Consider the following 23,472-nt stretch of genomic DNA (forward strand, 5'->3'; position numbering starts at 1 on the left):
GTCTCGGCTCCTTATGCCGCCACGTCGTGCGTGTCGTACCACGCGTGCAGGCCATGGTCGGCATACTGGAAGGCCGGAAGCATTTCCGGCGTCCAGCCGGCGACATCGGCCGTCCCGTGCGATGCCATGTTGGCCGACACCGCGTGCCCGAGCAGGTCGCTTGCCTGAAGCTCCGCCACCTGCGCCTGTGCACCGAACAGGCCTTTGTCGGCGGCGACCACCAGCGTGCCGTTCCACCACATGCCGCTCTGGCCCTTGACCACATCGCGCCCGTCGAGCGCGCCCTTGTCGTAGGTTACCGCGGCATCGGTGGCGGCATAGCTGTGGCCGTTCACGCTGACGCTGGTGACGAACAGGTTGCGGTCCTGGCCGCCGGCGAAGCCGTCATTGTCGTACTGGACCTGCACCGTGTGGGCGCTGTCGGCCGACACGGTGGCGGTGAAGGCGTAGTTCTTGGCCGCGGCGCCCACCGTGGCGTTGCCGACGGCCTGACCGTCGACCAGCAGGGTGAAATGGGCGTTCACCCCGGCCGCCGCCGTGCCCTTGGCGTTGACCAGGATGGTGGCGGTGGTGGTGGCCGGAGCACCGGGGTGTGTGGGGTCGGGCAGCGTCGGCGTCGCCGTCGTGCCATAGAGCTGGCCGATCTTCGCCAGCAGGGCCTGGGTGTTCAGGTCGGTGTAGCCGGTGCCGGCGATCGGCGTGCCGGTCTGCCTGGCCAGCGACAGGAACTCGTCCTGGGTCAGGGCGCTGCCGCGCAGCGCCACGGCCTCCTGCTGGGCGAGCGCCACCGCGGCGGTCACCGCGGGGGCCGAGAAGGAGGAGCCGTTGGCCGTCACCGTCCGTCCGGCCAGATCGGTCAGCCGGATGTCGGTGCCGTCGGCGCAGAGGTCGGTGATGCCGGGGACGCGCTGGGCCCAGCCCGGCATGGTGCCGTCGCCGCCCGATGCGCTGACGCAGATCGTGTTGTGGTCGGCGGCGAAATAGGACACGTCGGTCGCCGTCCCGTTCTGCCCGGCATTGCCTGCGGCGGCCGACACCAGCACCCGCTTGGCGGCGAGGCTCGCCAGCTCGTCCGACAGCAGGGTCGTCATCTCCGACGTGGCGGAGCCGCCGGCCAGCGACAGGTTGACGCCGACGACGTTGTAGTCCGACGCATGGGACACGACCCATTGCAGCGCCTGCTCGATCGCCGCCCCCGACGCGGTGGAGGCGCCGTCCGGCATCACCTTCAGCGCGATGACGTTGAGGTCCGGCGCCTGCGACAGGATGCTGGAGGTCACCAGGGCGCCGTGGGTGTCGGCGTTGGGGTTGCGCGCGTCGGCATCGTTGTTGGCGTAGTCATGCTGATAGACGATGCGCGAGGCGGCCTCCCAGGTCGGCGACCATCCGCTGTCGATGACGACGACCGTCTCGCCCCGGCCGGTATAGGTGCTGTTCGCCATGCTGTCGGTCCCCGTCCTGCTGCCGTCGTCGATGAAGATGCGGGGCGGAGTATGCGGGCCGGCGGTGTGGCCTTCGGATGATAAGGACGGGGCGGATTTGGGGCGTGATTGACTCTGTCGGACAGGTGTCCTAGAAATCTCTAGGTCAGTTGACCTAGTGAGGTGCCGTCGCCCCCATGTCCCGGTTTCCGCCTCGAAGCGGTGAGGGCTGGCGGCACACGGGGCGTGGGGAGAGGACGATGGGTGCCGCAAGCACGCGCCAGCAGATCGTGGAGGCTGCCGACCGGCTCTTCTATGAGCAGGGGTTCGAAGCCACCTCCTTCGCCGACATCGCTGCGGCCGTCCGGCTGTCCCGCGGCAATTTCTATTATCACTTCAAGACGAAGGACGAGATCCTGGATGCGGTGATCGCCCTGCGTCTCGCCAACACCGGCCGGATGCTGGAAGCCTGGGAGGCCGGGACCGACGATCCGGCGCAGCGCATCCGCAGCTTCATCCATATCCTTGTGATGAACCGGGCGAAGATCATGCAGTACGGCTGCCCGGTCGGCACGCTCTGCAACGAGCTTTCCAAACTCGATCACGTCGCCAAAGAGGACGCGGTCAGGCTCTTCACCCTGTTCCGGGACTGGCTGGCCCGCCAGTTCGCAGCACTTGGACGCGACGCCGACGCCGATGCGCTCGCCATGCATCTTCTGATGCGCAGCCAGGGCGTCGCCACCCTTGCCACCGCCTTCCGCGACGAAGCCTTCATCCGGCGCGAGGTCGAGGACATGGGCATCTGGCTGGAGGCCCAGCGCCCCGGGGCAAGCCGCCCCAACCATCTTTCCTGACCTCAATTCCGAAGGAGCCGCTCCGCATGTTCGTCGTCACGCTCAGATTTTCCGCGAACAGGGCGGAGGCCGCCAGGCATATGGACGGGCACACCGCCTGGATCCGGCGCGGGTTCGAAGACGGCGTCTTCCTGCTGGCCGGCAGCCTTCCCGGCGGTGCCGGCGGTGCCGTTCTCGCGCACGACATCTCGCGCGGTGATCTGGACGCGCGCCTGCGGGAGGATCCCTTCGTGGCGGAGAAGATCGTCGACGCCGACATCCTCGAAATCACGCCGGGCCGTGTGGACGACCGTCTGGCTTTCCTGCGGGCCTGACCGATGAAGGTTTACCGATGAACGCGACGATCCCCGGTCCTGACGGCAGACCCCGGTGCCGCTGGTGCGCGGCTGCGCCCGAATTCTTCGCCTATCACGATACCGAATGGGGATTTCCGGTCGGCGATGACCGCCGCCTGTTCGAGAAGCTCTGCCTGGAAGCTTTCCAGTCGGGCCTGAGCTGGCGCACCATCCTCGCCAAGCGGGAGAATTTCCGCGCGGCCTTCGAAGGGTTCGATTTCGAGCGGGTCGCCGCCTTCACCCAGGCCGACGTCGAGCGCCTGATGACGAACGACGGCATCGTCCGTCACCGCGGCAAGATCGAGGCGGTCGTCAACAATGCCCGGCGCGCACGGGAACTGGTGGAGCAGGAGGGCTCGCTGGCCGCTTATGTCTGGCGCTTCGAGCCGTCGGCCGACGCATGTGCGCCGCCGCAGACCGCCTCCACCTCTCCGGCGTCGGTCGCCCTGTCGAAGGACCTGAAGAAGCGCGGCTGGTCCTTCGTCGGCCCGACGACCGTCCATGCCTTCATGCAGGCGATGGGGCTGATCAACGATCACGTCGAAGGCTGTGCGGTGCATGGCGAGGTGGAACGGGCGCGGGCCGCATTCCAGCGGCCGCGCCGGATGGCCGGTGCGGGCTGAGCCTCTCCACTTATGCGTCGTCGCATAAGAGTGGGGCTGGCCCTCCCCGCCCGACGCCCCACCTGTTGAGCGGAAGCCACGGAAGACGGAGCGGTGCTGTGCGAAGGGTTCGGCAGAGAGTCTGGATGAGGGTGCCGGCTGGATATCGCTGGGGCCTTGCCGCCCTGCTGTTCCTGCCGCCTGCCGCCCTTGGCGCCGCATTTGCCCAGGCTCCTGCCGGGGCTCCGGCGCTGGAGGTGCCGGTGCGCTGCCGGATCGGGGCGGACTGTTTCGTCCAGAACTATGTCGATGCCGATCCGGGGCCGGGGATGCGGGATTTCGCCTGTGGCCGGCTGACCTATGACGGGCACAAGGGGACCGATTTCCGGCTGTCCGACCTGGAGGCGATGCGGCGCGGGGTGGCGGTGGTGGCTGCCGCCCCAGGCACGGTGGTGCGCGTGCGCGACGGGATGGACGACGTCAGCATCCGGCAGAGCGGCGGCGCCCCGACCGGGCGGGAGGCCGGCAATGCGGTGGTGGTCGACCATGGCAACGGCTGGGAGACCCAGTACAGCCACCTGAAGCGCGGCAGCATCGCGGTCAAGCCGGGCGACCGGGTGGAGGCGGGCACCGTGCTGGCCCAGGTCGGGCTGTCCGGCAACACCGAGTTCCCCCATGTCGATTTCGGCATCCGCCATGACGGCCACACCCTCGATCCCTACACCGGCAAGGAGGTCGGGACCGGGGAGGCGCCGGCCTGTTCCGCCGATCAGGACATCGCACCGGTGCCGTCGGGCACGCTGTGGAGTGCCGAGGCGCGCCGGACGCTCGCCTACCGGCCGAGCGCCGTGCTCGGTGCCGGTCTGGCGCCCGAGGCGCCGAAGGCGGAGGTGGCCCGGAATGGTGGCTATGGCGGCAGGACGCTGCCGGCCGACACGCCGGTGCTGGGCGTGTGGACGGAGCTGATGGGCGGGCGGCAGGGCGACCGGGTGACGCTGGAGGTCACCGGTCCCGACGGACGCCGCCTGTTCCGCAACGAGGGCGCGGTGCCGCGTCCGCTGGCCGTGCTGTTCTTCGGCACCGAGGTGAAGAAACCGGCCCCCGGCTCCTGGGTCCCCGGTCCCTACCGGGTGACGGTGACGCTGCGCCACGGCGATGAAACGGTGCTGCGGGAAGAGCGGCAGGTGGAGATGCGCTGACCGGGTTGAGTCGGGAATTTCCTGAGCAACGAAAAAGATAGGCAAGTGACAAGTGCGGAGATTCGGGCATTTGTCACGAAATGAACACCGGAATCCCGTACGGAAGGATAACTCCGAAAGGTTATCCATACCTCATTATTAAGTATTTCTGCCGTGTGATTGCCCGGTATCGGCAAGGCAATCCGGCAATGACAGACACGCAGCAGGCTTTCTACGTCGCGACCAACGGCAACGATTCCTGGTCGGGGCGTTTGGCGGCACCCAATGCCGACGGCACCGACGGTCCCTTCGCCACGCTGGAACGCGCGCAGAGCGCGATGCGGGCGACCGGCATCCGCGACACCTATGTGCGCGGCGGCACCTATGCCATGGCGCGCACGGTCACGCTGACCGGAGCCGACAACGGCGTGCGCATCATGGCCTTTCCGGGCGAGACGCCGGTGTTCAGCGGCGGCGAGCGGGTCGGCGGTTTCACCGCCATCGGCGGCGGGCTCTATGCCGCGGCGACCTCGGCGACGGGGCTGGACCTCTCCATCGGCGGGGTGCGGCAGAAGGTGGCGCAGACCGGTGACTGGAACGCCGGCGACGCCCGCTCCGGCTGGTCGGTGCTGGAGGCGGCGGCCGGCGGCGCCAGCAAAACCAGTCTGCGCGTCGGGGCCGGCGACGGGGCGATGGCGGCGGTGCTGGCCGCCGGTGTCCAGCCCGGCACCATGGTCCAGACCTTCGACACCGAACGGCTGTCCGACAACATCGTCGGCGTCGCCTCCACCGATGCCGGCAGCCGGACGATCAACTTCACGCAAGCGGTCAAGTACGCCCTGCGCAGCGGTGGCACCTACCGCCTGCTGAACGACGACGCCTTCATCCGTGACGCCGGCGAGTTCGCCTGGCAGGCCGAGACCGGCCGGCTGGTGGTGAAGCCGCAGGACCCCGGCACCCTGCTGGTCCAGGGCGCTGTCGTGGCGCGGCTGGGCACGCTCATGGCGCTGAACGGGGCGAGCGGCGTCACCCTCCAGGGGCTGACCTTCGCCGACACCAGCTGGGACGGCTCGGCCCTGACGCTGACCAACGCGTCGGGCAACAGCATCGCCGGCAACCGCTTCGTCAATGCCGGCACGGCGATGACGCTGACCGGCTCGTCCGCCAACGCGATCGAGGCCAACCGGATGGAGCATCTGGGGGCCGGCGGCATCAAGGTGACCTACGGCAGCAACGCCAACCGCATCAGCGCCAACAGCATCGACGGCATCGGCGAGGTGCTGAAGGACGTCGCCGGCATCCAGCTCTACGGCGCCAGCGGCACGCTGATCTCCGGCAACGACATCCGCAACAGCACGCGCTACGGCATCTCGATCAAGAACTGGGACGGCGCCACCGTCAACACCGACACGGTGGTGGAATACAACCGCCTCTACAACACGATGACCGAGACCGCCGACGGCGGCGCCATCGAGATGCTGGGCCGCTCCAACGTCGACACCCGCACGACCATCCGCGGCAACGACATCCGCAATGTCGGCGGGCTGGCGACCGACGGGTCGGGCTGGCTCGACCGCCAGAAGAGCTTCGGCATCTATCTGGACGACATGGCCAACGGCGTCACCGTCCAGGACAACTTCATCCAGAACACCGGCTGGGCCAGCGTCTTCATCCATGGCGGCGATTCCAACACCGTCACCAACAACTTCGCCACCCTGTCCAACCCGCGCGAACGCTTCATCCGGCTGGAATGGGTGCCGAGCGCCGGCAACATCGGGCTGCTCGGCAACAACCGGGTGACCGGCAACGTCATCTCCTCCTCCACCGGCGTGGATTACTGGGAGTTCTGGACCCCCGGTTCCTACACTGTCAGCGGCAACCTGTTGCAGGGCATCCGCGGGCTGAACGGCGGCGACACGCTGTCGTCCGGGCTGTTCGCCAACCCGGCGGCCGGCGACTTCCGGCTGGGCAGCGGGGCCGCGGCAGCACTCGGTCTTTCCCTGGGAATCCATGACCTGGACTGGGGGCGGATGGGCTTCGCCCCGCTGACGGTGCCGGGGATTCCCAGCCCCGGCGGGGGATCGGGGAGCGGGACCGCCCCGGCGACCGGTACCGGCGGCACGCCCGCCGCGGCCGGGCCGGCCTTCTCGCCGCTGGCCTACATCGCCTCCTACGCCGACCTGTCGGCCGCCTTCGGCGCCAACGCCGCCGCCGGTGCCGCCCATTACGCCGCCAGCGGCCGGGCGGAAGGGCGGACGGTGAGCTTTGATCCGTTGGCCTATGTCGCTTCCTACGGCGACCTGACGGCCGCCTTCGGCACCAACGGCGATGCCGCGGCGGCCCATTACATCACCAGCGGCCGGGCCGAGGGCCGGGTGGTGAGCTTCGATCCGCTGGCCTACATCGCCTCCTATGGCGACCTGACGGCCGCCTTCGGCACCGACCGGACGGCGGCGGCGATGCATTACATCGGCAGCGGCCGGGCGGAGGGGCGGACGGTCAGCTTCAACCCGCTCTCCTATCTGGCGGCCAATCCCGACCTTGCCGCCGCCTTCGGCACCGACACCACCCGGGCCGATCTGCATTACCTGGGCAGCGGCCGGGCGGAGGGACGGAGCACCGGCTTCAACGCCTCGGCCTATCTGGCGGCCAACGCCGACGTGGCGGCGGCCACCGGCGGCGACCTGACGGCGGCGATGCGGCACTACATCCTGAGCGGCCGGCTGGAGGGCCGGGCGCTGAGTCCTGCCCCCGCCGCGGCAGCGGGCCTGCTGCCGGACGGCGCCATGCTGGCCGCCGCGGGGATGGGGGGAACATGAAGGATTTCATGGAAATGGGCGCCCCCCGAGAGGTTGGCGGCGCGCTGGAGACATGGCATACAATTCAAATTGCACGTCCATTCGCCATCCATGGCCCAAACCGACCCTGAATCTGGACGAAAAGACCGTTCTTACGGGATATTTTCGCAGCAATGCTGGACGCACCCCTGGTCGCCCGGCTTGGGCGATGGTCAACACGGGATGTCCGAGTGGAAAATTACCGTCTTGCAGCGATGGCCTGCAAATGCTGCGCCGCGTCGGCGTCCTACGTTGGAATCCTGGATGCCAACAAGTGCTGCATCGACCGCCTTGGCCGGCGGGCGCTGCCGGTCTCTGACGTCCAGGTGCCTTATTGGGCATGCGGGAACTGCGGGTTCGTCTTCACGAATTATGTCGACGAGTGGTCCGCCGAGGATTTCCGTACAAAGATTTATAACGCCGACTACGAGTGGATCAATCCGGCAATTCCCGGACGTGCCGATGTTCCCTTGAAGGAGACTCCCTCCTACGCGAATGGCAAACGAATTGCCTCCTTCCTGCATGGTAGCCAGGATGATATCCGGATCTTGGATTTCGGGGCCGGCGGCGATCCCGGACCGCTCGGCCAGGGGCTGATCGACAGCGGGTTCAACGTCTCCTCGTATGAACCCTACCGCGTGGAGGAGGCACGGAAACCCAAAGGCCGGTACGACGTCATTGTGGCCGTCGAGGTATTCGAGCATTGCCATGATCTCGGGGCGCTGTCCGCGTTCATGGGCCGGCACCTGAGCCGTGACGGGTTGCTGTGGATACAGACGCTGCTGCATCCCTTCCCGACGCCGCCCGACGTGTTGACGTCGTGGTACGTCGCACCGCGCGACGGGCATGTGTCGATCTTCACGCTGCCGGCGCTGAGTTGTCTCTTCAATGCCGTCGGCATCAACATCGTGCAGACGGCGGTGGGAACATTCGGCTTCAGAAGCGTGCCGACGTTTCCGAACCGGATCTTCCTGCGCTGATACCGCTCCGCTTCCATGGCCGCCAAGCAGGTTAAGACCTGGCTGGACGACCGGGCCTTCGAGACGCTGGGCAACATGTCGTCCGACGAGGTCAGGGCCGGTCTGGTCGACAGCTGACTTGTGTCTGCCTCCTTTCCCGCCTGCCTCCTCTCCCGCCTGATCGGGTGACAAGCTGGGCGTGAGCCGTTACAACGGCCCGTTCGGCGCCGCTGTCCCGCGGCACCCGGATTTCCATGCGGGGATGATGGCTCAGGCTCTTCTCGACACCCCCTTCGCCCAATCGGCGAAGCCCGGTCCTGTTCCCGGCCCAGAACCGGATCCGGAGCCGGGCGAGTCCGGTCCGGGCAAGCCGGCCGGCCGGCGGTGGCCGGTGCTGGTCAAGCTGGCGGTGACGGTTGCGGTGCTGGGGGCGCTCGCCGCCGGGGCCGACTGGGCCGGCATCGCCGCGCGCCTGTCGGCCGCCGATCCCCTGCTGTTCGCCGCCGGCTTCGCCGTCAAGGCGCTGACCCTGCCCTTCGCCTCGCAGCGGTGGCGGGCGGTCGGCCGGGCCGCCGGCTTCTCGCTGACCCGCTGGACCGCCTTCCGCCTGCAGATGGCGAGTGGATTCCTCGGCCAGATCCTGCCGGGATCGGTCGGGGCCGACCTGCTGCGCGGCTGGTTCACCTGGCGGCTCGGCCATCCCGCCGGTCCGGTGATGCTGGCCCTGCTGGTCGACCGGCTGATGGCGCTGCTGGGCGTGGTGCTGATCGGGCTGATCGGGCTGCCGCATCTGGCCGCGGTGGCGCCGCCCGCCGTCGCCGGCACCGTGCTGGCCGGGGCGCTGGTCCTGGCCGTCGCCATGGGGCTTCTGCTGCTGGCCGGGCGCATTCCGCGCGACCGGCTGCCGATCCCGAAACGGCTGCGCGACGGAGCGCTGGGGCGCACCGTCTGGACCGCCGTGGCGCAGCTGCGCGCCATGGGCGGAAACCCGTCGGCCTGGGCGGCGCTGGGCCACAGCATCGGCGTCCATCTCGCCACGATCGGCGCCACCATCCTGTTCGCCCGCTCGGTCGGCCTGCCGCTCGGTTGGCTGGACGGGCTGGCCATCGTGCCGGCCGCCATCGTCGCCGCCGCCTTGCCCGTCTCGCTCGGCGGCTGGGGCGTGCGCGAGGGGGCGATGGTCGCCGGCTTCGCGCTGCTCGGCTTCAATGCCGACGCGGCCCTTCTGGTCTCGCTGCTGATCGGGCTGTCGATCGCCGTCCTCTCGCTGCCCGGCGGCGTTTTCTGGCTGCTGCTGCGCAGCGAGACCGCGGCGCGGCCGGAGGACGGCTCTTCTGCTGGCTCCTCCGGCAGACCTGATGCCTTTCCCACGGATTTTTCGCGATGACCGACCAGTCCACCCCGACGCTTTCCCAATCCGCTTCCGTGGCCGCTCCCGTAACCGCCGCCATGGATGCCGCTGCCGAGACGCGCGGCCTCTCCCCGCGCCAGCAGCGGATCCGCTCGCTGTTCGACGCCATGGCCCCCCTGCGCGACCGCTGGGCCGGGCGCAACCGCGCCTTCCATGACGCCGACCGCGCCTATCTGCGCTTCCTGATTCCGGAAGGGGCGACGGTGCTGGAGATCGGCTGCGGCGTCGGCGACACGCTGGCGGCGCTGAAGCCGGCGCGCGGCGTCGGCATCGATCTCAGCCCGGCGACCATCGCCGTGGCCAGGGCGCGCCATCCCGAACTGGAGCTGATCGCCGCCGATGCCGAGGATCCGGCGACCATCGACAGCATCGAGGGACCGTTCAGCCACATCCTGCTGTCGGGCACCATCGGCTTCCTCGACGACATCGAGGAGACGCTGCGCCTGCTGCGCCGGGTCGCCAACCCCAAGACCCGCATCATCGTCAGCTATCACTCCCGCGCCTGGGAGCCGATCCTGTGGGCGGCGGAGAAGCTGGGAATGCGCATGCCGCAGGGCCAGCAGAACTGGCTGTCCACCAGCGACATCGTCAACCTGCTGGATCTGGCCGGCTGGGAGCCGGTGCGCCGCGAATGGCGCCAGCTGATCCCGAAGCGGCTGTTCGGGCTGGGCACGCTGGTCAACCGCTATGTCGCCCCGCTGCCGGGCATCCGCCGGCTGTGCGTGCGCAACTACGTCGTCGCCCGGCCGCAGCCCGCCGCGCAGGAGGTGACGGTCGACGGCAAGCCGGCCTCGGTCACCGTGCTGATCCCCTGCCGCAACGAGCGCGGCAACATCGAGAACGCCATCCGCCGCCTGCCCCGCTTCGCCCCCGACGTCGAGGTGATCTATGTCGAGGGCAACAGCCAGGACAACACCTATGAGGAGTGCCTGCGCGTCCGCGATGCCTATCCCGACTGGGACATCAAGGTCATGAAGCAGCCCGGCAAGGGCAAGGGCGACGCGGTGCGTGCCGGATTCGCCGTGGCGCGCGGCGACATCCTGATCATCCTCGACGCCGACCTGACGGTGCCGCCGGAGACGATGGGGAAATTCTACCAGGCGATGGTGTCGGGGCGCGGCGAGTTCGTGAACGGCACGCGGCTCGTCTACCCGATGGCGCCGGAGGCGATGCGCTTCCTGAACTTCCTGGCCAACCGGGCCTTCGCGCGCATCTTCTCCTTCCTGCTGAACCAGCGCTTCACCGACACGCTGTGCGGCACCAAGGTGCTGTGGCGCGAGGATTATGAGACCATCGTCGCCAACCGCCATTACTTCGGCGATTTCGATCCGTTCGGCGATTTCGACCTGATCTTCGGCGCCGCCAAGCAGAACCTGAAGATCGTCGAGGTGCCGGTGCGCTACGCCGACCGCAGCTATGGCGAAACCCAGATCTCCCGCTTCACCCACGGCTGGCTGCTGGCCCGCATGGTGGTGTTCGCCTGGAAGAAGCTGAAGGCGTTCTGAGGTTTCAGACCGGCTCGGCGGCGGCGAGCGGCAGGAAGGCCTGATAGCTGTCGCGCTGTTCGGTCAGGCTGAGCAGCAGGTCGGTCAGGCTGTCATGGGCGAAAGCGTCATCGGTGGCGGCCATCCGGCGGCGGACGACGGCGATGAACTCCTCCAGCACGTCCAGATGCAGGGTGGCGGAGGCGAGGACGTCCTTGGCGATGGGGGCGGCGATCGGAGCGGTCATGATGGCGGTCTTTCGCGGAAGATGGGGCGGATGGGGGGCTGATCAGGCGGCGAGAGCGGCGACGGGCTCAGCGGAGGTCTGGGCAGCCGTAAGCACGGCGCGGTAGGTCTCGCGCTGTTCGGTCAGGCCGGCGAGCAGGTCGGTCAGGCTGTCGCGGGTGAAATCGCTGGTGGCGGTGTTCAGTTTCGACTGGGTGATCGCGATGAATTCATCGACCACATCCAGGTGCAGGGAAGCAGAAGTGAAAACACCGTCGGCGCAATCGATCTTGGACATGGTGGCGATCCCTGTATTCGTGGCGAAGGCTTTTGCCCGTTCTGATGAGCTTATTGAGCCATCAGGCCAGTTAACGAGGTGTTAAGATCACCGATTGGTCTCAGGTCGATTGGTGATTACCTCTTCCAAAGAAAACGCCGCTCTGCGATTTGGCGGTAGTGTTACTTCTTTCGATTGGGCGTTTGCTTTGGGCATGAAAAAACGCGGCCGGTTTCCCGGCCGCGTTCTTCACTGTCCATCCGGCCCCGATCAGGCCGCCATCACGCTCCCCTCATCACACCGGCTGCGGCAGCCCGTGGATGTAGCCGACGCCGCCGCTGCGGCGGTTGCGGTAGGCGTCGTCGATCAGGCCGGCGACGCTGTCCTTGACCTTGTCGTGCAGGCCCTTCTCCCAATCGCCGGGGTGCTGGAAGTTGCTCATGATGTAGGAGAAGCCGTTGACGTCGTCGACCGCCTGCAGACCGGTCGATTCAGCCCCGGCCGGGCAGGACAGGATGCGGGACAGCTGCTTGGTGTCGGCGTTGTAGGCCCACAGGAAGTTGTTGACGTGGTTGCCGCTGTCTTCGCCGATGAACAGGGTGCGCAGCTTTTCGGAGAATTTCAGATTGTCCGGGTTGGCGATCCGGTCGGCGTCGGCGGTGTTGCCGAGCGCGTCCGGGGTAGCGAGGTCACGGCCGACCAGGGCGGGGACCGGGCTGAAATGCACCGGCACCCACTCGCTGGCGATGGCGGTGCCCGCCATGTCGGTCTGGCCGCCCTTCATCGGCAGCTGATAGACCGCACCGGCGTTGATGGCGTCGACCTTGATGCCGCTCTTGCCGTCGCTCATCGACTTGTAGATGTAGGACACCGCCATGTAGGCGGTCTTGTCCTTGGCGTTGACGGTGACGCCTTCCAGCTTGGTCAGGGCCAGCGTGGCGCCGACGGTGGGGGCGTAGCGGTGGGTCTCCAGGAAGGCGGCGGCCTTCTCCATGCCCGGCTTGAACCTGACCCACTGGGTCTTGCCGCTGAAGCCGATGGCGGTGAAGGACGGATCCTTCGGGTCCTCCTTCTTCACCTCGACGATGTCGGCGGCCTTCAGCGTGTCGGCCAGCGTCTTGATCTCGTCGCTGGTGGCGTGGCCCAGCTTGACCCACTTCAGGGCGAAGGCACCGCCCTTGTCGATGTCCTTGCCGGCCTCCTGCTCCATCTTCGCGGCATAGAGGGTGCCGGCGGACAGGTCCTTCGCCTTGTCGGCAATGAACATGAACAGGCCGCCGTTGGTGGCGTCGTCGCCCATCAGCACGGTGCGCTCGTCCGGCATCACCTGCACCAGCTCGTGCGAGATGCGGCCCATGCAGTAATGCTTCTTGATGCTGCCGGTACCGTCCGGGTTCACCGTCACTTCCGGCAGGTGGCCGTAGTGGTAGGGGTTGGCCTTGGTCTCGTCGCCGAACAGGTTCTTGCTGTAGGCGCGGAACTGGTCGTCCAGCGCCGCCGCATCCGGCTCGTATTCCTCGCTCGACAGGTGGGTGTTCCAGGGCGACAGGCTGGCGCCGCAGGTGATCCACAGGCCGTGCACGCCGCTGGTGTCGACATTGTGGTACTGCACCAGCTTCAAGGCACCGGTTTCCTTGTTCTGGTCCAGCGTCAGGACAGCGATCGGCGACGGCAGCTTGCCGTACATCGAGGCGTCCTTGGAATCGCGGGTGGTGTATTCGAACTGGACCACGGCGAACAGGGTGTTGCCGGCCACGCCCGCCACCTTGGCGCCGGGGACCGGGGCCAGCATGTTGCAGCCATCCGGGCAGTCGGAGAAGAACTGCGTCGGGGTCGCCAGCGAGCCGTCCAGGATCGGCTTGCCGTTGATGTCGACATAGCCGCCGGCCAGGATCGTGCCGCCCTTGCCGTCCGGCACCATGTCGCCGGTGATGAACAGCGGCTGGTAGCCGAGCGCGAAGCTCTGCTTGGAGCCGTCGGCCCAGGTCACGACCATGCTGGACTCGACCGTGGTCTTGGCCTGCGCGGCGGCGGCGGTGGGGGCGGCCATGCCGACGAACTCGACGGCGACCGGCGCGCCCTTGGCGGATGCCGCTTCGGCGCCCGAGGCGAACAGCAGCTCGCCGGCGCCGATGCCGGCGACCGGCAGCAGCGGCAGCCCGGCGAGGGCGCGGAGCACCGAACGGCGCGACGTTTCAGGCAATTGGGCGGTCAGGTTGGTCATGGCAGGTGTCTCCCGAACCCTCATCAGGGCAAGCGGCTGGCGTGAGCGGTGCCGTCGGGCCATTGGAGCCCGTTCGGCGCCGCCTTGGTCTTGGCGAGCGTCGGGAAGCTAGCGCGGGGATGTTACAGTTTGACGGTCGGTCTCCATTCGATAGAGCGGCGACCGTCGCCGGTCAGCGGGCGCTGAGCATGCAGGTGCGGTCGGACGGCATCGGCAGCGTCACCGGCTTGCCGTCGGCCCCGGTGCCGCGCACCACGCGCCCGCCGGCTTTTCCAGCCGATGCCGGCTGCGAGGCGGGCTGATCGACGATCTCCGGGTCCGTCACCTGGCCTGCGACCGTCCATTGCCGGGTCTGCGGGTCCTGGCAGCGCAGCTCGTAGCGGCCCTTCATCGGCTCGGCCGTGGCCGGGAAGGAGGCCAGTGTCAGGGAGGCCATCAGGGCCATTGGGGCGAAGCGGGTCATCGGGTTTTCCTCAACCGGCTGTGTCTGGGCCGGCTGTATCTGGTGAGTGGGGACGGGACAGCACCCGGGCGATGTCGGCCTGCCAGACCATGCTGACCAGCGCGATCTGGGTCAGCAGATGCATCTCGCCGCGGCCGATGGCCTCCAGCAGTTCCGCCCGCGTCAGGTGCAGGATCTCCGTGTCCTCCAGATCGTCGGCGATCGGATCGGCGACCCGGCGGCAGCCGGTGGCGCGGAACATGTGCGACCAGGCGCCGCCCTGGTTGGCGTTGACGATGTAGGTGCCGAGGTCGGTCCAGGCCTCCGCCTCCATCCCCGTCTCCTCCATCAGTTCGCGCTTGGCCGCGGCCAGCGGATCCTCGCCGGGCGACAGGTGGCCGCCGGGGAAGACCAGCCCGACCTTGCGCGGGCCGTGGCGGTACTGGCGGTAGGTGACGATCCGTCCGTCCGCCGTCTCGGCGAAGATGCAGGCGAAGGAGGGCTGGTCGAACTGGTAGTAGTCGTCGATCCGCCGCCCGTCCGGCAGTTCCACCGTCTCCACCCGCACCTTCAGGAATGGATCGGCGTCGAGCAGCTCGCGGCTGTCCAGCACGGTCCAGGGACGGTGGAGGCGGTAGGGGCGGTGTCCCGGCTTGGCTATGGGCTTAGGCATGGGCATGAGCCTGCTCTGCGATGGGGGTCACCACAGCCGCGTGACGATGCCGTCGAAGACCGCGTCGGCGGAGACCAGCGGCAGCTTGTAATGCATCGCCGTGGCGGCCAGAAGACGGTCAAAAGGATCACGATGGCTCCAGTCCATCATGCCGGCGATCAGGCAGACCGCCGGATCGAAGCCGGCGACCTGTCCGCCCTGGTCGGCCAGCAGCACATCCAGCCGTTCCACGAAAGGCTCCATCTCCGGCCATTTCCCAAACCGGACCTCCTGGGCGATTTCAAAGAAGGTGATCGGGCTGACCATAACCATGTCGGCCGCGGCGATGGCGGTGATTGCCGGTTTCGACAGGCGGGAGTCGCCGGACAGGCTCCAGGCCCAGGCGTGGGTGTCGAGCAGGACCGCCGTCATGACCTCGTCAGGCTCCCCCTTCCCAGACGTCCAGATCAGCATCGTCCATCGGTTCGAAGAAGTCCGGTCCGCTGCCGAGCTTGTCCTTCAGCAGACCGATGGTGAAGGCGCCGCGGGTGACCGGGACCAGCCGCACGACCGGCTTGCTTCCCCTGGCGATGATGACCTCCTCACCGCGCAGAGCGGCTTCGATCAGCTTCGACAGATTGGTCTTGGCCGCGTGAATGGTGACCTGCCGCATCCGGCACCTCCTTCTTTCCCAAGGATTATAGAAACCGGCTTCATGTTAGGCAACTTAGCTAACCCGGTGGTCTGCCGGTCCGTGCCCGGAGCGGCAGGACGACACCAATGTGTGGTGCCGAGAAAATGCCGGCGATGAGGTGGTGTTCTGGATAATCCCAAATGAAATAAATGGAGAAATTGGCAATCATCTCTCCTTTGGCGTGTGCCACATGAAACGGGATGTGACAGATTTTTGTTGGATGCCCATTGTTATTGAGTTGTTTTCCCAAAATGATTATCGGGTCTCATCCCATTTCCATCCGGAACCATGCAGTTCGAAGTCAACTCCCCTATTCCGCGCCTGATCCATCAGACCTGGAAGACACGTGACGTCCCGCCGGAGTTCCAGGCCCTGCAGCGCAGCTGGATCGGGCGCAATCCCGGCTTCACCTACCGGTTCTGGACCGACGCGGACATCGAGCGCTTCGTCGTGGAGGAGCATCCGGCATTGCTGCCGGTTTTCCGGGGCTATGCCGAGCCCATCGCGCGGATCGATCTGGCGCGCTACCTGATCCTGCGCCGTTTCGGCGGGGTCTATGCCGACCTTGATTTCGAATGCCTGCGCCCGATCGACGGGTTGCTGGAGGGCCGGAGCTTCGTCGTCGGGCTGGAGCCGGAGGAGCATGGCAGGCTGGCGAAGGCGGCGGAGCGCGGGCTGTCCCGCATCCTGTGCCCCTCCTTCCTCGCATCGGTGCCCGGCCATCCCTTCTGGGACCATCTGCTGGACCAGCTGGTCGAGGCGCGGCACTCCCCCGACGTGCTGGACGCCACCGGCCCCTTCCTGCTGACCCGCGTCCATGATCAGTATGAAAATGACCGGTATGAAAAGGCTGGGGATGAAGGAAAGCGGGCCACGGTGACGGTGCTGCCGCCGGAGCTGCTCTATCCCGTGACCAAGGAGGACTGCTGGAGCGGCCGCCTGTTCGATCCCGTCTTCTGGGAACGGGCGATGCGTCGGGCCTATGCGGTCCATTACTGGGAAGGCACCTGGTTCCGGGACGGTGCCGGGCATAGCACGGTCTTGCCGCGGCAGGTCACGGCGGTGGTGACCGACGGGCGGCCGGACGGCGCCCGTACCCCCGTGGCGACGGTGGAGGGGCTGCCGCTGGTCTCCTGCCTGATGGTCACCAGGGGGCAGAGGGCGGGCCGGGCCGGGCTGCTGGAGCTTGCCATCGACGGCTTCGCGCGCCAGACCTATCCCAACCGCGAGCTGGTCGTCGTCTGCGACAGCCCGGCGCTGCCGCAGGACGATCCGCTGGAGCTGGCGATCCGTGCCGCGGACTGTCCGAACGTCCGGCTGGTCCGGGTCGAGGCGGGCGGCCGACAAGGGGGGCTGACGCTGGGCGAGCTGCGCAACATCGCGGTCGACCATGCGGCCGGGCTCTATGTCTGCCAGTGGGACGACGACGACCTTTACGACCCCTGCCGGCTGGAGATGCAGCAGCGGGTGCTGGCCGCCGCCGGCGCCCAGGCCTGCCTGCTCGGCCGCTGGATGATCTGGTGGCCGGCCGAAGACCGGCTGGCGGTGTCCTGCGAACGGGACTGGGAAGGCTCGCTTCTGTGCGAGAGGGCGGTGATGCCCCGTTATCCGGCCCTTCGCCGCGGCGAGGACACGCCGGTGGTCGAGCAGCTGCGCCGCAGTGCCCGGGTCGTGCGGATGGACCTGCCGCGGCTCTACACCTACGTCGTCCATGGCGGCAACACCTTCGCCTCCGGGCATTTCGAGGAGCACTGGCAGGCCGCCACCGCCCGCTTCAGCGGCGACCGCTGCCGTGCCGTGCTGGAGGAGATGGCCAAGCGCCTGCCGGTGGAGCCATACCGCCGGGCCGTCCCGCCTGTTCCGGCCACCGCCGCGGCGCGGCAGGAAAAGCTGCTGGTGCTGACCCCGGTGAAGGATGCCGTTCCCCATCTGCCTCGCTACCTGGAGCTGCTCGGCCGGCTCGACCACGATCCGTCCCGCCTGTCGCTGGGCTTCCTGGAGGGGGACAGCCGCGACGGCACGCATGACTGGCTGGCCGCAAGGCTGCCGGAACTGCGGGACCGCTATCGCCGGGTGACCCTGCTGCGCCACGATTACGGGTTCCGGCCCGAAGGGCCGCGCTGGGCGCCGGAAATCCAGCGGCGGCGGCGGGAACTGCTGGCACGGTCGCGCAACCGGCTGCTGTCCGGCGCATTGGCGGACGAGGACTGGGTGCTGTGGCTCGACGTCGATCTGGTCGACTATCCGCCGGACCTGCCGGCCCGGCTGCTCGCCGCCGGGCGCGACATTGTCGTTCCTCATTGCGTCCTGCCCGACGGGCGGAGTTTCGACCTCAACAGCTTCCGGCTGACGGACAGGGAGATGGGCGGGGAGGACCCCCGCCATCTGGCCGACGGCATCTTCCAGCCGCCGCGCGGTGCCGGGCGGCTCTATCTGGATGCCTTCGCCGGCCAAGGCATCGTGCCGCTGGACGGGGTGGGCGGCACGGCCTTGCTGGTGCGGGCGGACCTTCACCGCGAGGGGCTGTGTTTCCCACCCTACAGCCACCGCGGCTACATCGAGACGGAGGGGCTGGCGATGATGGCCAGGGATATGGGCGTGACCGCCTGGGGCCTGCCGGACCTGCGCATCATCCATGCCGATCACTGACAGGCGAAGCACCATGCCAACCACCCGAAACCCCGGCATCGACAGTGCGGAGGAGATCGCCGCCAGCATCGTCATCTGCACCTATCGGCGCCCTGAATTGCTCGCGGCCTGCCTGGACAGCCTGATCGGGCAGCAGGTGGGCGGCGCCTCCCCAGGCTCCGCCCATGAAATTCTGGTGATCGACAATTCCGCCCTGGCGGATGGCCGCCCGGCCGTCGAGTGCCGACAGACCGCCTTCGCTCTGCGGGGAGTGCCGCTGCGCTATGTCCTGGAGGAGCGGCCGGGCGTCAGCTTTGCCCGCAACCGTGGCGTGGCGGAAGCGGCGGGAGCCCTGATCGCCTTCATCGACGACGACGAGCGGGCCTGCGAAGGGTGGCTGGAGCGCTTGCTGGAGCCTTTTCACCGGCTGGGCGACGCCGTCGACATCGTTGCGGGCGAGGTCGAGCCGGATTTCGGCGCGCTGTCCAGGCCGGACTGGCTGGCCGACGACATGCTGCATTTCTTCTCATGCCGCTGGGGCTGGGACAGCGAATCCCGCTTCCTGCACGAGAAGGAATGGTTCGGTGAAGGGAACTGCGCCTTCCGCAAGCGGCTGATGGCCGGTCGCGCTTTTCCGAGCGACCTCGGCCGCAAGGGCGACGGGCTGCTGACGAATGAAGGCATCATCTTCATGGAGATGCGCAGCGCCGGAGCCGCCACCTACTATGTCCCGGCCGCTACCGTGTCCCACCTCATCCATCCCGACCGGCTGAACCGACGCTGGCTGATGCGGCGGATGTTCTATCAGGGAGTTTCCAACCGTCTGACCCAACGGCGATACGGGCTGGAGGAACAGCGCTGGGATTTCAACGTCAATATGGCCAAGCTGGCCGACCTCGATGTCGAAAGTCTGGAGGGGGAAAGCCTGCGGGCGGTGATCCGGCTGTACTATCAGCTCGGCTATGCCGCGGCCTCCGGCATGAATTGAGGTCGCCGGGGGCTCTCCCTCACGGCGCCACGTAGATCTGGTTCACGAAGTGGTCCAGCCCGTCCGGTACGGCGGTCGAGCGGCGGTCGAGCGGTGGGATGGCCGGACCATGGGGGGTGCGGTTGACATTGTACTGGCCGGACAGCAGCAGGCGCCGGCCGCGCCGGGGCAGGGCACCCTTGTGGATGCCGTAGGTGTCGCCCAGGAAACGGCTGCCGGCCGGGCCGGTTATCGCCACGGTATCGCTGGTGCCGAAGGCGGCCTCCACCTGCGCCTCGGTCAGGGCGCGGCCGGTGGACAGCCGGCGGCTGCGGTGGCTGCGCTTGACGAAGATGTGCGGACCGCCCTCCTCGTCCACGTCGGTCAGGTAGAAGAAGATCTTGAAGCCGCGCAGGCTGTCCAGGTCGCGGTGGTGGCGCTGGGTGCCCTTGGCCGCGTCGCGCCCGCCGAAGCTCTCCCCGCCCCAGGACCACCAGCAGCCGATGTTGTCGAGGATCGGCTTGCAGCCGAGATACAGCTCCGCCACCTCCAGCACCTGCGGGTCGTTGAAGAGATCCAGCACATGGGGTGCCCGCAGGATCTGGTCGATGCCGTGATAGCCCATGTTGGAGTCCGGGCTGGGCGGGCTGTCGGGCCGGAACCAGCCCAGATGCGGGCGGAAGGGATCGTGGCAGGGGGTGTTCTCGAAATAGGTGCGCAAGCCCGCGACGACGGCCGGATCGATGGGCGGCAGCAGCGGGGTGATGCCGTCCCGCTCCAGCGTCCGGCACCAGTCCCGCGCCTCCAGCGACGGATGGAGGCCCAGCGTCCGCGGCCGCCGCGCCGCGATCAGCGCCGCCAGCCGGTCGCGCAGGGCCGGGTCGGTGACGATTGGCAGGATGTCGTAGATGGCATAGCGCGGATCGGCCTTCACCTTGCGCCAATAGGCCCGCGGCGATGCGATGCGTGTCCGTACATTGTCCAGGAAGCTGCCGATTGGGGCAGAGGCGGGGACGAAGGAGGACGCCATGGGGTGCGGCACCGCTTGGAAGGAGAATCGTTCGTGATGAAGACTCTCCATAAGGGCAGCGGTCTTTCAAGGCGTATCCGCTTGTCCGCGTCACTCCGCTGCTGAGGCACGGCGTCGCGGGGCATGGGACGGTGGGCGGACTTGCACAGGGCCGATGAAGGGGCAATGTTACATGTAACAGATGGAGTGCTCGCCATGTCCACACCGCTTTCCTTCCGTGTCCAGCGCCACCGCGACAGCCTGCGTGCCGCCGGGCTGCGTCCGTTGCAGATCTGGGTGCCGGACACCCGCCGGCCCGGCTTCGCCGCCGAATGCCGGCGCCAGTCGCTGCTGGTCCGGGATACCCCCCAGGAACAGGAGACGCTGGACTGGCTGGACGCGGTCCGCGACACGGAGGGCTGGGAGTGAGGCGCGGCGATCTGGTGACGGTCGCCTTGCAGGGCGATTACGGGAAACCGCGTCCGGCGCTGGTCATCCAGTCCGATCTGTTCGACGGGCATCCCAGCGTCACCATTCTGCCGATCACGAGCGAGCTGGTGGAGGCACCGCTGTTCCGCCTGTCGGTCGACCCGACACCGGGCAACGGCCTGCGAAAACGCTCGCAGGTGATGGTCGACAAGGTCCAGACGATCGCCCGTGACAAGACAGGCGAGCCGTTCGGACGGTTGGAGGATGACAGCATGCTCGCAGTGAACCGGGCGTTCCTCCTCTGGATTGGACTGGCCTGAGCAGGTTCGTCCTTGTGCAGGCTCGGTGCGGTTTTTCAAAGAGGGAGCAGGAAACCCGATGACCATGACCGGTGTCGAACATCGCGTGCTGTACCGCGATCCGCGTTTCTATGCGTCCTTCCCGGCGCTGACCCCGACAGCAGTGGGGCAGCAGGGGGCGGTGCTCTTGGCCTTTCGGCGCGCGCGCGACCACCGCTGGCTGCGCGGGGCTACGTTCCGGGCGGGGGAGACCGGGTTCAACCATGTCGACCATCTCGATTCCCGCTCTCAGACGGTGCTGCTGCGGCTCGGCCCCGGCGCGGAGCCGCTGGGAGAAGCCGTTGCCCTTCCCCCCGACCCGCAGGCGGCCGACCAGGATGCCAGCCTGCTCACCCTGCGCGACGGCCGCATCCTGCTGGCCGGCTTCCGCTGGTATCCGGTGCCGTCGTCCCAGGGGGAGGAACTGCGCGCGCTGGGCATCGGGCTGACCGGCAGTCCGCAGAGGACCGGCGATCTCTACATCTTCTGGGGCGGCTACAGCCGGCACAGCGATGATGGCGGGCAAAGCTGGACCGCGCACCGCGACCTGCCGCCCCTGCCCGGCCATCCCGACATCGTGCCGGGCCAGCGGCCCTTTTACGGCGGTGCGGTGCGCGGCCGGGCGGTGGAGGCGCCGGACGGCACGATCCTGCAAACCGGCTACACCCACCACCCCTCCACCGGGACCTATGCCAGCCATCTCTTCGCCTCGACCGACCGGGGGGAAAGCTGGGTGCACCGGGCGGTCATCGCCATCGATCCCGAGGCCAGGGCCGGCTTCTGCGAGACGGCGCTGCATCTGGACACCGACGGCGTGCTGCACGCCTTCCACCGCACCACCGGGCTGGACGACCATCTGGCGACCTCGCGCTCCACCGACCTGGGTCACAGCTGGGAGCCGTGGCGTCGCCATGCGGTGGTCGGCCACCCCTATGACGCCTGTCCGCTGCCGGACGGCCGGCTGCTGCTGGCCGGCGGCTACCGCCATGCGCCCTACGGCGTGCGCGCCCGCCTCTACGACCCGCGCCGCCAGCAGCCGGACGAGGTGCCGGAGCTGGTGCTGCGCGACGACGGGCCGGCGCCCGACCTGGGTTATCCCTGGGCGGCGGTGCTGCCGGACGGCCGTGCCATGGTCGCTTATTACATCTGCGACGCCACGGGCTCACGCGGCATCGAGGTGACGCTGTTCCGCCCGTGAGAGAGGGATGCGCCTGCGACCCGCTGTACCCTGGACCGGCCGGCGGGGCGCGGGCTACCCTTCCTGCATCATGGAAAGCCCCCTCCCCTTCGTCGCCGCCAAGGCCGTCCCCGGGATCGCCCCCGCCGCCTACCACGATCCGGAGGTCTTCCGGGTGGAGGAGGAGCGGATCTTCCGCCGGTCCTGGGTCTTCGCCGGCTTCACCGACGATCTCGCCCGCCCCAACGACTATCTGACCCGGCGGATCGGCGGGCTGGATGTGCTGGTGCAGAATTTCGACGGGGAGCTGCGGGGCTTCCGCAATGTCTGCACCCACCGCTTCGCCATGATCCACCGGGCGAAGCACGGCAACGGCATGCTGCGCTGCGGCTATCACGGCTGGACCTTCGACCGCGACGGCGTGCCCTACGGCATTCCCGGCAACGAGGCGAATTTCGCTCTCGACAAGCCCGGCCGCTGCGGCCGGGCCCTGACGCCGGTGGCGGTGGGGGTGTGCGGGCGCTTCGTCTTCCTGCGGGTGGCGGCGGAGGGACCGGGCCTCGACGACTGGCTGGGCGTCTATGGCGACGTGCTGCGCCATGCCTCGGAGATCTTCGTCCGCTCCTTCGACGAGCGGTCGATGGAGTGGGACGCCAACTGGAAGATGGGGGTGGAGAGCGTGCTGGAGGTCTATCACGCCGACCTCACCCACCCCACCACCTTCCGCAAGCTGGTGAAGGGCGACTGGCGCTGCGACTATGACGGCGCCCATTCCCGCGGCGTCACGTCGGTGTCGGACAAGAGCGCCCGCTGGTGGGACGGCGTGTCGGAGCGGCTGGGCTTCCGCCCCAGCACGGCTTTGCGCGAGTACGACCACCTGCACATCTTCCCCAATCTGGAGATCGGCTTCACCCGTGGTGCTGTGATGAGCGTCCAGACCTACGACCCGCTCGGCCCCGACCGCTGCGGGCTGGGCCTCCGCCTGTTCCTGGCGGATCCGGAGGGCGATGACGGCAGGGGCGGACCCGCCGCCCGCCGCCTGATCCAGGAGGGGGCCCGCGACCTCAACGTCGCCCTGCTGAATGAGGACCGGGAGGCCTCCGAACTGGCCTTCCGCGGCTGCCGCCAGACGGACCGCCCCGCCCTGCTTGGTCTGAACGAGGAGCGAATCCAGCAGTTCCACGCGGTGTGGCGGGGGATGATGGGCTGATTCGGACGGCGATCCCGATTTTTGTCACTGGCTGGTGGGCCGGCCGTCTGTCACCCTCCGACAAGGGGGCTTGGTCGTCGGAGGTTCACCACCATGGGCGGCGCCGTCCCGAATCCGTC

The 23,472-nt window shown here is 68.1% G+C and carries 23 protein-coding genes; 14 read left to right on the forward strand and 9 right to left on the reverse strand.

What is annotated here, in order from left to right:
• Positions 1–11: 11 nt before the first annotated feature.
• The gene (locus J2848_RS36210) at positions 12–1,442 is read right to left on the reverse strand and encodes a carbohydrate-binding domain-containing protein (RefSeq protein WP_149233456.1); all 1,431 of its coding nucleotides are present in this window, start codon (positions 1,440–1,442) and stop codon (positions 12–14) included.
• A 239-nt stretch (positions 1,443–1,681) separates the two neighbouring features.
• Here J2848_RS36210 and J2848_RS29140 point away from each other — a divergent pair, with 239 nt between their 5' ends.
• The 8 genes from J2848_RS29140 to J2848_RS29180 all read left to right on the forward strand — a co-directional run bounded on the left by J2848_RS29140 (position 1,682) and on the right by J2848_RS29180 (position 11,102).
• Positions 1,682–2,275 carry a TetR/AcrR family transcriptional regulator gene (locus J2848_RS29140; RefSeq protein ID WP_149233455.1) on the forward strand — a complete coding sequence of 198 codons (594 nt, stop codon included), beginning with the start codon at positions 1,682–1,684 and terminating at the stop codon, positions 2,273–2,275.
• 26 nt (positions 2,276–2,301) lie between these two features.
• Positions 2,302–2,589, forward strand: coding sequence for a YciI family protein (locus tag J2848_RS29145; RefSeq protein WP_149233454.1), 288 nt, complete (start codon positions 2,302–2,304; stop codon positions 2,587–2,589).
• 17 nt (positions 2,590–2,606) lie between these two features.
• A complete protein-coding gene (locus J2848_RS29150) occupies positions 2,607–3,233 on the forward strand; it encodes a DNA-3-methyladenine glycosylase I (protein WP_149233453.1) in 627 nt (208 codons plus the stop codon).
• 125 nt (positions 3,234–3,358) lie between these two features.
• Positions 3,359–4,411, forward strand: a complete 1,053-nt coding sequence (locus J2848_RS29155; protein WP_149233452.1) for a M23 family metallopeptidase — start codon at positions 3,359–3,361, stop codon at positions 4,409–4,411.
• 188 nt (positions 4,412–4,599) lie between these two features.
• Positions 4,600–7,209, forward strand: a complete 2,610-nt coding sequence (locus J2848_RS36035; protein WP_149233451.1) for a right-handed parallel beta-helix repeat-containing protein — start codon at positions 4,600–4,602, stop codon at positions 7,207–7,209.
• 152 nt (positions 7,210–7,361) lie between these two features.
• Positions 7,362–8,207, forward strand: a complete 846-nt coding sequence (locus J2848_RS29170; protein WP_149233450.1) for a class I SAM-dependent methyltransferase — start codon at positions 7,362–7,364, stop codon at positions 8,205–8,207.
• Between the two features lie 178 nt (positions 8,208–8,385).
• Positions 8,386–9,573, forward strand: a complete 1,188-nt coding sequence (locus tag J2848_RS29175) for a lysylphosphatidylglycerol synthase transmembrane domain-containing protein (RefSeq protein WP_246194084.1) — start codon at positions 8,386–8,388, stop codon at positions 9,571–9,573.
• Positions 9,570–11,102, forward strand: coding sequence for a glycosyltransferase (locus J2848_RS29180; RefSeq protein ID WP_149233449.1), 1,533 nt, complete (start codon positions 9,570–9,572; stop codon positions 11,100–11,102). The genes J2848_RS29175 and J2848_RS29180 overlap by 4 nt, the downstream gene beginning before the upstream one ends.
• Positions 11,103–11,106: 4 nt before the next feature.
• On the opposite strand, the gene J2848_RS29185 is transcribed toward J2848_RS29180, so the two are convergent.
• From J2848_RS29185 to J2848_RS29215, 7 genes are all read right to left on the reverse strand, one after another.
• A complete protein-coding gene (locus J2848_RS29185) occupies positions 11,107–11,328 on the reverse strand; it encodes a hypothetical protein (protein WP_149233448.1) in 222 nt (73 codons plus the stop codon).
• Positions 11,329–11,370: 42 nt separating this feature from the next.
• Positions 11,371–11,604: a hypothetical protein gene (locus J2848_RS29190; protein WP_149233447.1), complete on the reverse strand. Its 234-nt coding sequence runs from the start codon at positions 11,602–11,604 to the stop codon at positions 11,371–11,373.
• 274 nt (positions 11,605–11,878) lie between these two features.
• Positions 11,879–13,807 carry a PhoX family protein gene (locus J2848_RS29195; protein WP_211103253.1) on the reverse strand — a complete coding sequence of 643 codons (1,929 nt, stop codon included), beginning with the start codon at positions 13,805–13,807 and terminating at the stop codon, positions 11,879–11,881.
• A gap of 172 nt (positions 13,808–13,979) precedes the next feature.
• Positions 13,980–14,270, reverse strand: coding sequence for a hypothetical protein (locus J2848_RS29200; RefSeq protein ID WP_149233445.1), 291 nt, complete (start codon positions 14,268–14,270; stop codon positions 13,980–13,982).
• Positions 14,271–14,280: 10 nt separating this feature from the next.
• Complete coding sequence (locus tag J2848_RS29205) at positions 14,281–14,922, reverse strand: NUDIX hydrolase (protein ID WP_149233444.1); 642 nt, start codon at positions 14,920–14,922, stop codon at positions 14,281–14,283.
• A gap of 27 nt (positions 14,923–14,949) precedes the next feature.
• Positions 14,950–15,333: a type II toxin-antitoxin system VapC family toxin gene (locus J2848_RS29210; RefSeq protein ID WP_149233443.1), complete on the reverse strand. Its 384-nt coding sequence runs from the start codon at positions 15,331–15,333 to the stop codon at positions 14,950–14,952.
• Between the two features lie 7 nt (positions 15,334–15,340).
• Positions 15,341–15,574: a type II toxin-antitoxin system Phd/YefM family antitoxin gene (locus J2848_RS29215; RefSeq protein ID WP_149233442.1), complete on the reverse strand. Its 234-nt coding sequence runs from the start codon at positions 15,572–15,574 to the stop codon at positions 15,341–15,343.
• A 309-nt stretch (positions 15,575–15,883) separates the two neighbouring features.
• Here J2848_RS29215 and J2848_RS29220 point away from each other — a divergent pair, with 309 nt between their 5' ends.
• Together J2848_RS29220 and J2848_RS29225 are read left to right on the forward strand one after the other, a co-directional pair.
• The gene (locus J2848_RS29220) at positions 15,884–18,244 is read left to right on the forward strand and encodes a glycosyltransferase (RefSeq protein WP_149233441.1); all 2,361 of its coding nucleotides are present in this window, start codon (positions 15,884–15,886) and stop codon (positions 18,242–18,244) included.
• A gap of 13 nt (positions 18,245–18,257) precedes the next feature.
• A complete protein-coding gene (locus tag J2848_RS29225) occupies positions 18,258–19,211 on the forward strand; it encodes a glycosyltransferase family A protein (RefSeq protein ID WP_149233440.1) in 954 nt (317 codons plus the stop codon).
• A 19-nt stretch (positions 19,212–19,230) separates the two neighbouring features.
• Here J2848_RS29225 and J2848_RS29230 read toward each other — a convergent pair whose 3' ends face one another.
• A complete protein-coding gene (locus tag J2848_RS29230) occupies positions 19,231–20,220 on the reverse strand; it encodes a phytanoyl-CoA dioxygenase family protein (protein WP_246194082.1) in 990 nt (329 codons plus the stop codon).
• 195 nt (positions 20,221–20,415) lie between these two features.
• Here J2848_RS29230 and J2848_RS29235 point away from each other — a divergent pair, with 195 nt between their 5' ends.
• From J2848_RS29235 to J2848_RS29250, 4 genes are all read left to right on the forward strand, one after another.
• Positions 20,416–20,628: an antitoxin MazE family protein gene (locus tag J2848_RS29235; RefSeq protein ID WP_149233438.1), complete on the forward strand. Its 213-nt coding sequence runs from the start codon at positions 20,416–20,418 to the stop codon at positions 20,626–20,628.
• Positions 20,625–20,948, forward strand: a complete 324-nt coding sequence (locus J2848_RS29240) for a type II toxin-antitoxin system PemK/MazF family toxin (RefSeq protein WP_149233437.1) — start codon at positions 20,625–20,627, stop codon at positions 20,946–20,948. The genes J2848_RS29235 and J2848_RS29240 overlap by 4 nt, the downstream gene beginning before the upstream one ends.
• A gap of 58 nt (positions 20,949–21,006) precedes the next feature.
• Positions 21,007–22,164 (forward strand): sialidase family protein, encoded by a 1,158-nt coding sequence (locus tag J2848_RS29245; RefSeq protein WP_149233436.1) that lies wholly within the window; start codon positions 21,007–21,009, stop codon positions 22,162–22,164.
• Positions 22,165–22,234: 70 nt separating this feature from the next.
• On the forward strand, positions 22,235–23,353 hold the full coding sequence (locus tag J2848_RS29250) for an aromatic ring-hydroxylating oxygenase subunit alpha (RefSeq protein WP_149233435.1): 1,119 nt from the start codon (positions 22,235–22,237) through the stop codon (positions 23,351–23,353).
• Positions 23,354–23,472 lie beyond the last annotated feature (119 nt).

This window comes from Azospirillum lipoferum (assembly GCF_024170005.1).
GTDB lineage: Bacteria > Pseudomonadota > Alphaproteobacteria > Azospirillales > Azospirillaceae > Azospirillum > Azospirillum lipoferum.

Excerpts from the sequence above, each read along its gene's own strand:
- J2848_RS36210 (WP_149233456.1), bottom strand. The coding sequence starts at position 1,442 with ATGGCGAACAGCACCTATACCGGCCGGGGCGAGACGGTCGTCGTCATC.
- J2848_RS29140 (WP_149233455.1), top strand. The coding sequence starts at position 1,682 with ATGGGTGCCGCAAGCACGCGCCAGCAGATCGTGGAGGCTGCCGACCGG.
- J2848_RS29145 (WP_149233454.1), top strand. The coding sequence starts at position 2,302 with ATGTTCGTCGTCACGCTCAGATTTTCCGCGAACAGGGCGGAGGCCGCC.
- J2848_RS29150 (WP_149233453.1), top strand. The coding sequence starts at position 2,607 with ATGAACGCGACGATCCCCGGTCCTGACGGCAGACCCCGGTGCCGCTGG.
- J2848_RS29155 (WP_149233452.1), top strand. The coding sequence starts at position 3,359 with ATGAGGGTGCCGGCTGGATATCGCTGGGGCCTTGCCGCCCTGCTGTTC.
- J2848_RS36035 (WP_149233451.1), top strand. The coding sequence starts at position 4,600 with ATGACAGACACGCAGCAGGCTTTCTACGTCGCGACCAACGGCAACGAT.
- J2848_RS29170 (WP_149233450.1), top strand. The coding sequence starts at position 7,362 with ATGCTGGACGCACCCCTGGTCGCCCGGCTTGGGCGATGGTCAACACGG.
- J2848_RS29180 (WP_149233449.1), top strand. The coding sequence starts at position 9,570 with ATGACCGACCAGTCCACCCCGACGCTTTCCCAATCCGCTTCCGTGGCC.
- J2848_RS29185 (WP_149233448.1), bottom strand. The coding sequence starts at position 11,328 with ATGACCGCTCCGATCGCCGCCCCCATCGCCAAGGACGTCCTCGCCTCC.
- J2848_RS29190 (WP_149233447.1), bottom strand. The coding sequence starts at position 11,604 with ATGTCCAAGATCGATTGCGCCGACGGTGTTTTCACTTCTGCTTCCCTG.
- J2848_RS29195 (WP_211103253.1), bottom strand. The coding sequence starts at position 13,807 with ATGACCAACCTGACCGCCCAATTGCCTGAAACGTCGCGCCGTTCGGTG.
- J2848_RS29200 (WP_149233445.1), bottom strand. The coding sequence starts at position 14,270 with ATGACCCGCTTCGCCCCAATGGCCCTGATGGCCTCCCTGACACTGGCC.
- J2848_RS29205 (WP_149233444.1), bottom strand. The coding sequence starts at position 14,922 with ATGCCTAAGCCCATAGCCAAGCCGGGACACCGCCCCTACCGCCTCCAC.
- J2848_RS29210 (WP_149233443.1), bottom strand. The coding sequence starts at position 15,333 with ATGACGGCGGTCCTGCTCGACACCCACGCCTGGGCCTGGAGCCTGTCC.
- J2848_RS29215 (WP_149233442.1), bottom strand. The coding sequence starts at position 15,574 with ATGCGGCAGGTCACCATTCACGCGGCCAAGACCAATCTGTCGAAGCTG.
- J2848_RS29220 (WP_149233441.1), top strand. The coding sequence starts at position 15,884 with ATGCAGTTCGAAGTCAACTCCCCTATTCCGCGCCTGATCCATCAGACC.
- J2848_RS29225 (WP_149233440.1), top strand. The coding sequence starts at position 18,258 with ATGCCAACCACCCGAAACCCCGGCATCGACAGTGCGGAGGAGATCGCC.
- J2848_RS29230 (WP_246194082.1), bottom strand. The coding sequence starts at position 20,220 with ATGGCGTCCTCCTTCGTCCCCGCCTCTGCCCCAATCGGCAGCTTCCTG.
- J2848_RS29235 (WP_149233438.1), top strand. The coding sequence starts at position 20,416 with ATGTCCACACCGCTTTCCTTCCGTGTCCAGCGCCACCGCGACAGCCTG.
- J2848_RS29245 (WP_149233436.1), top strand. The coding sequence starts at position 21,007 with ATGACCATGACCGGTGTCGAACATCGCGTGCTGTACCGCGATCCGCGT.
- J2848_RS29250 (WP_149233435.1), top strand. The coding sequence starts at position 22,235 with ATGGAAAGCCCCCTCCCCTTCGTCGCCGCCAAGGCCGTCCCCGGGATC.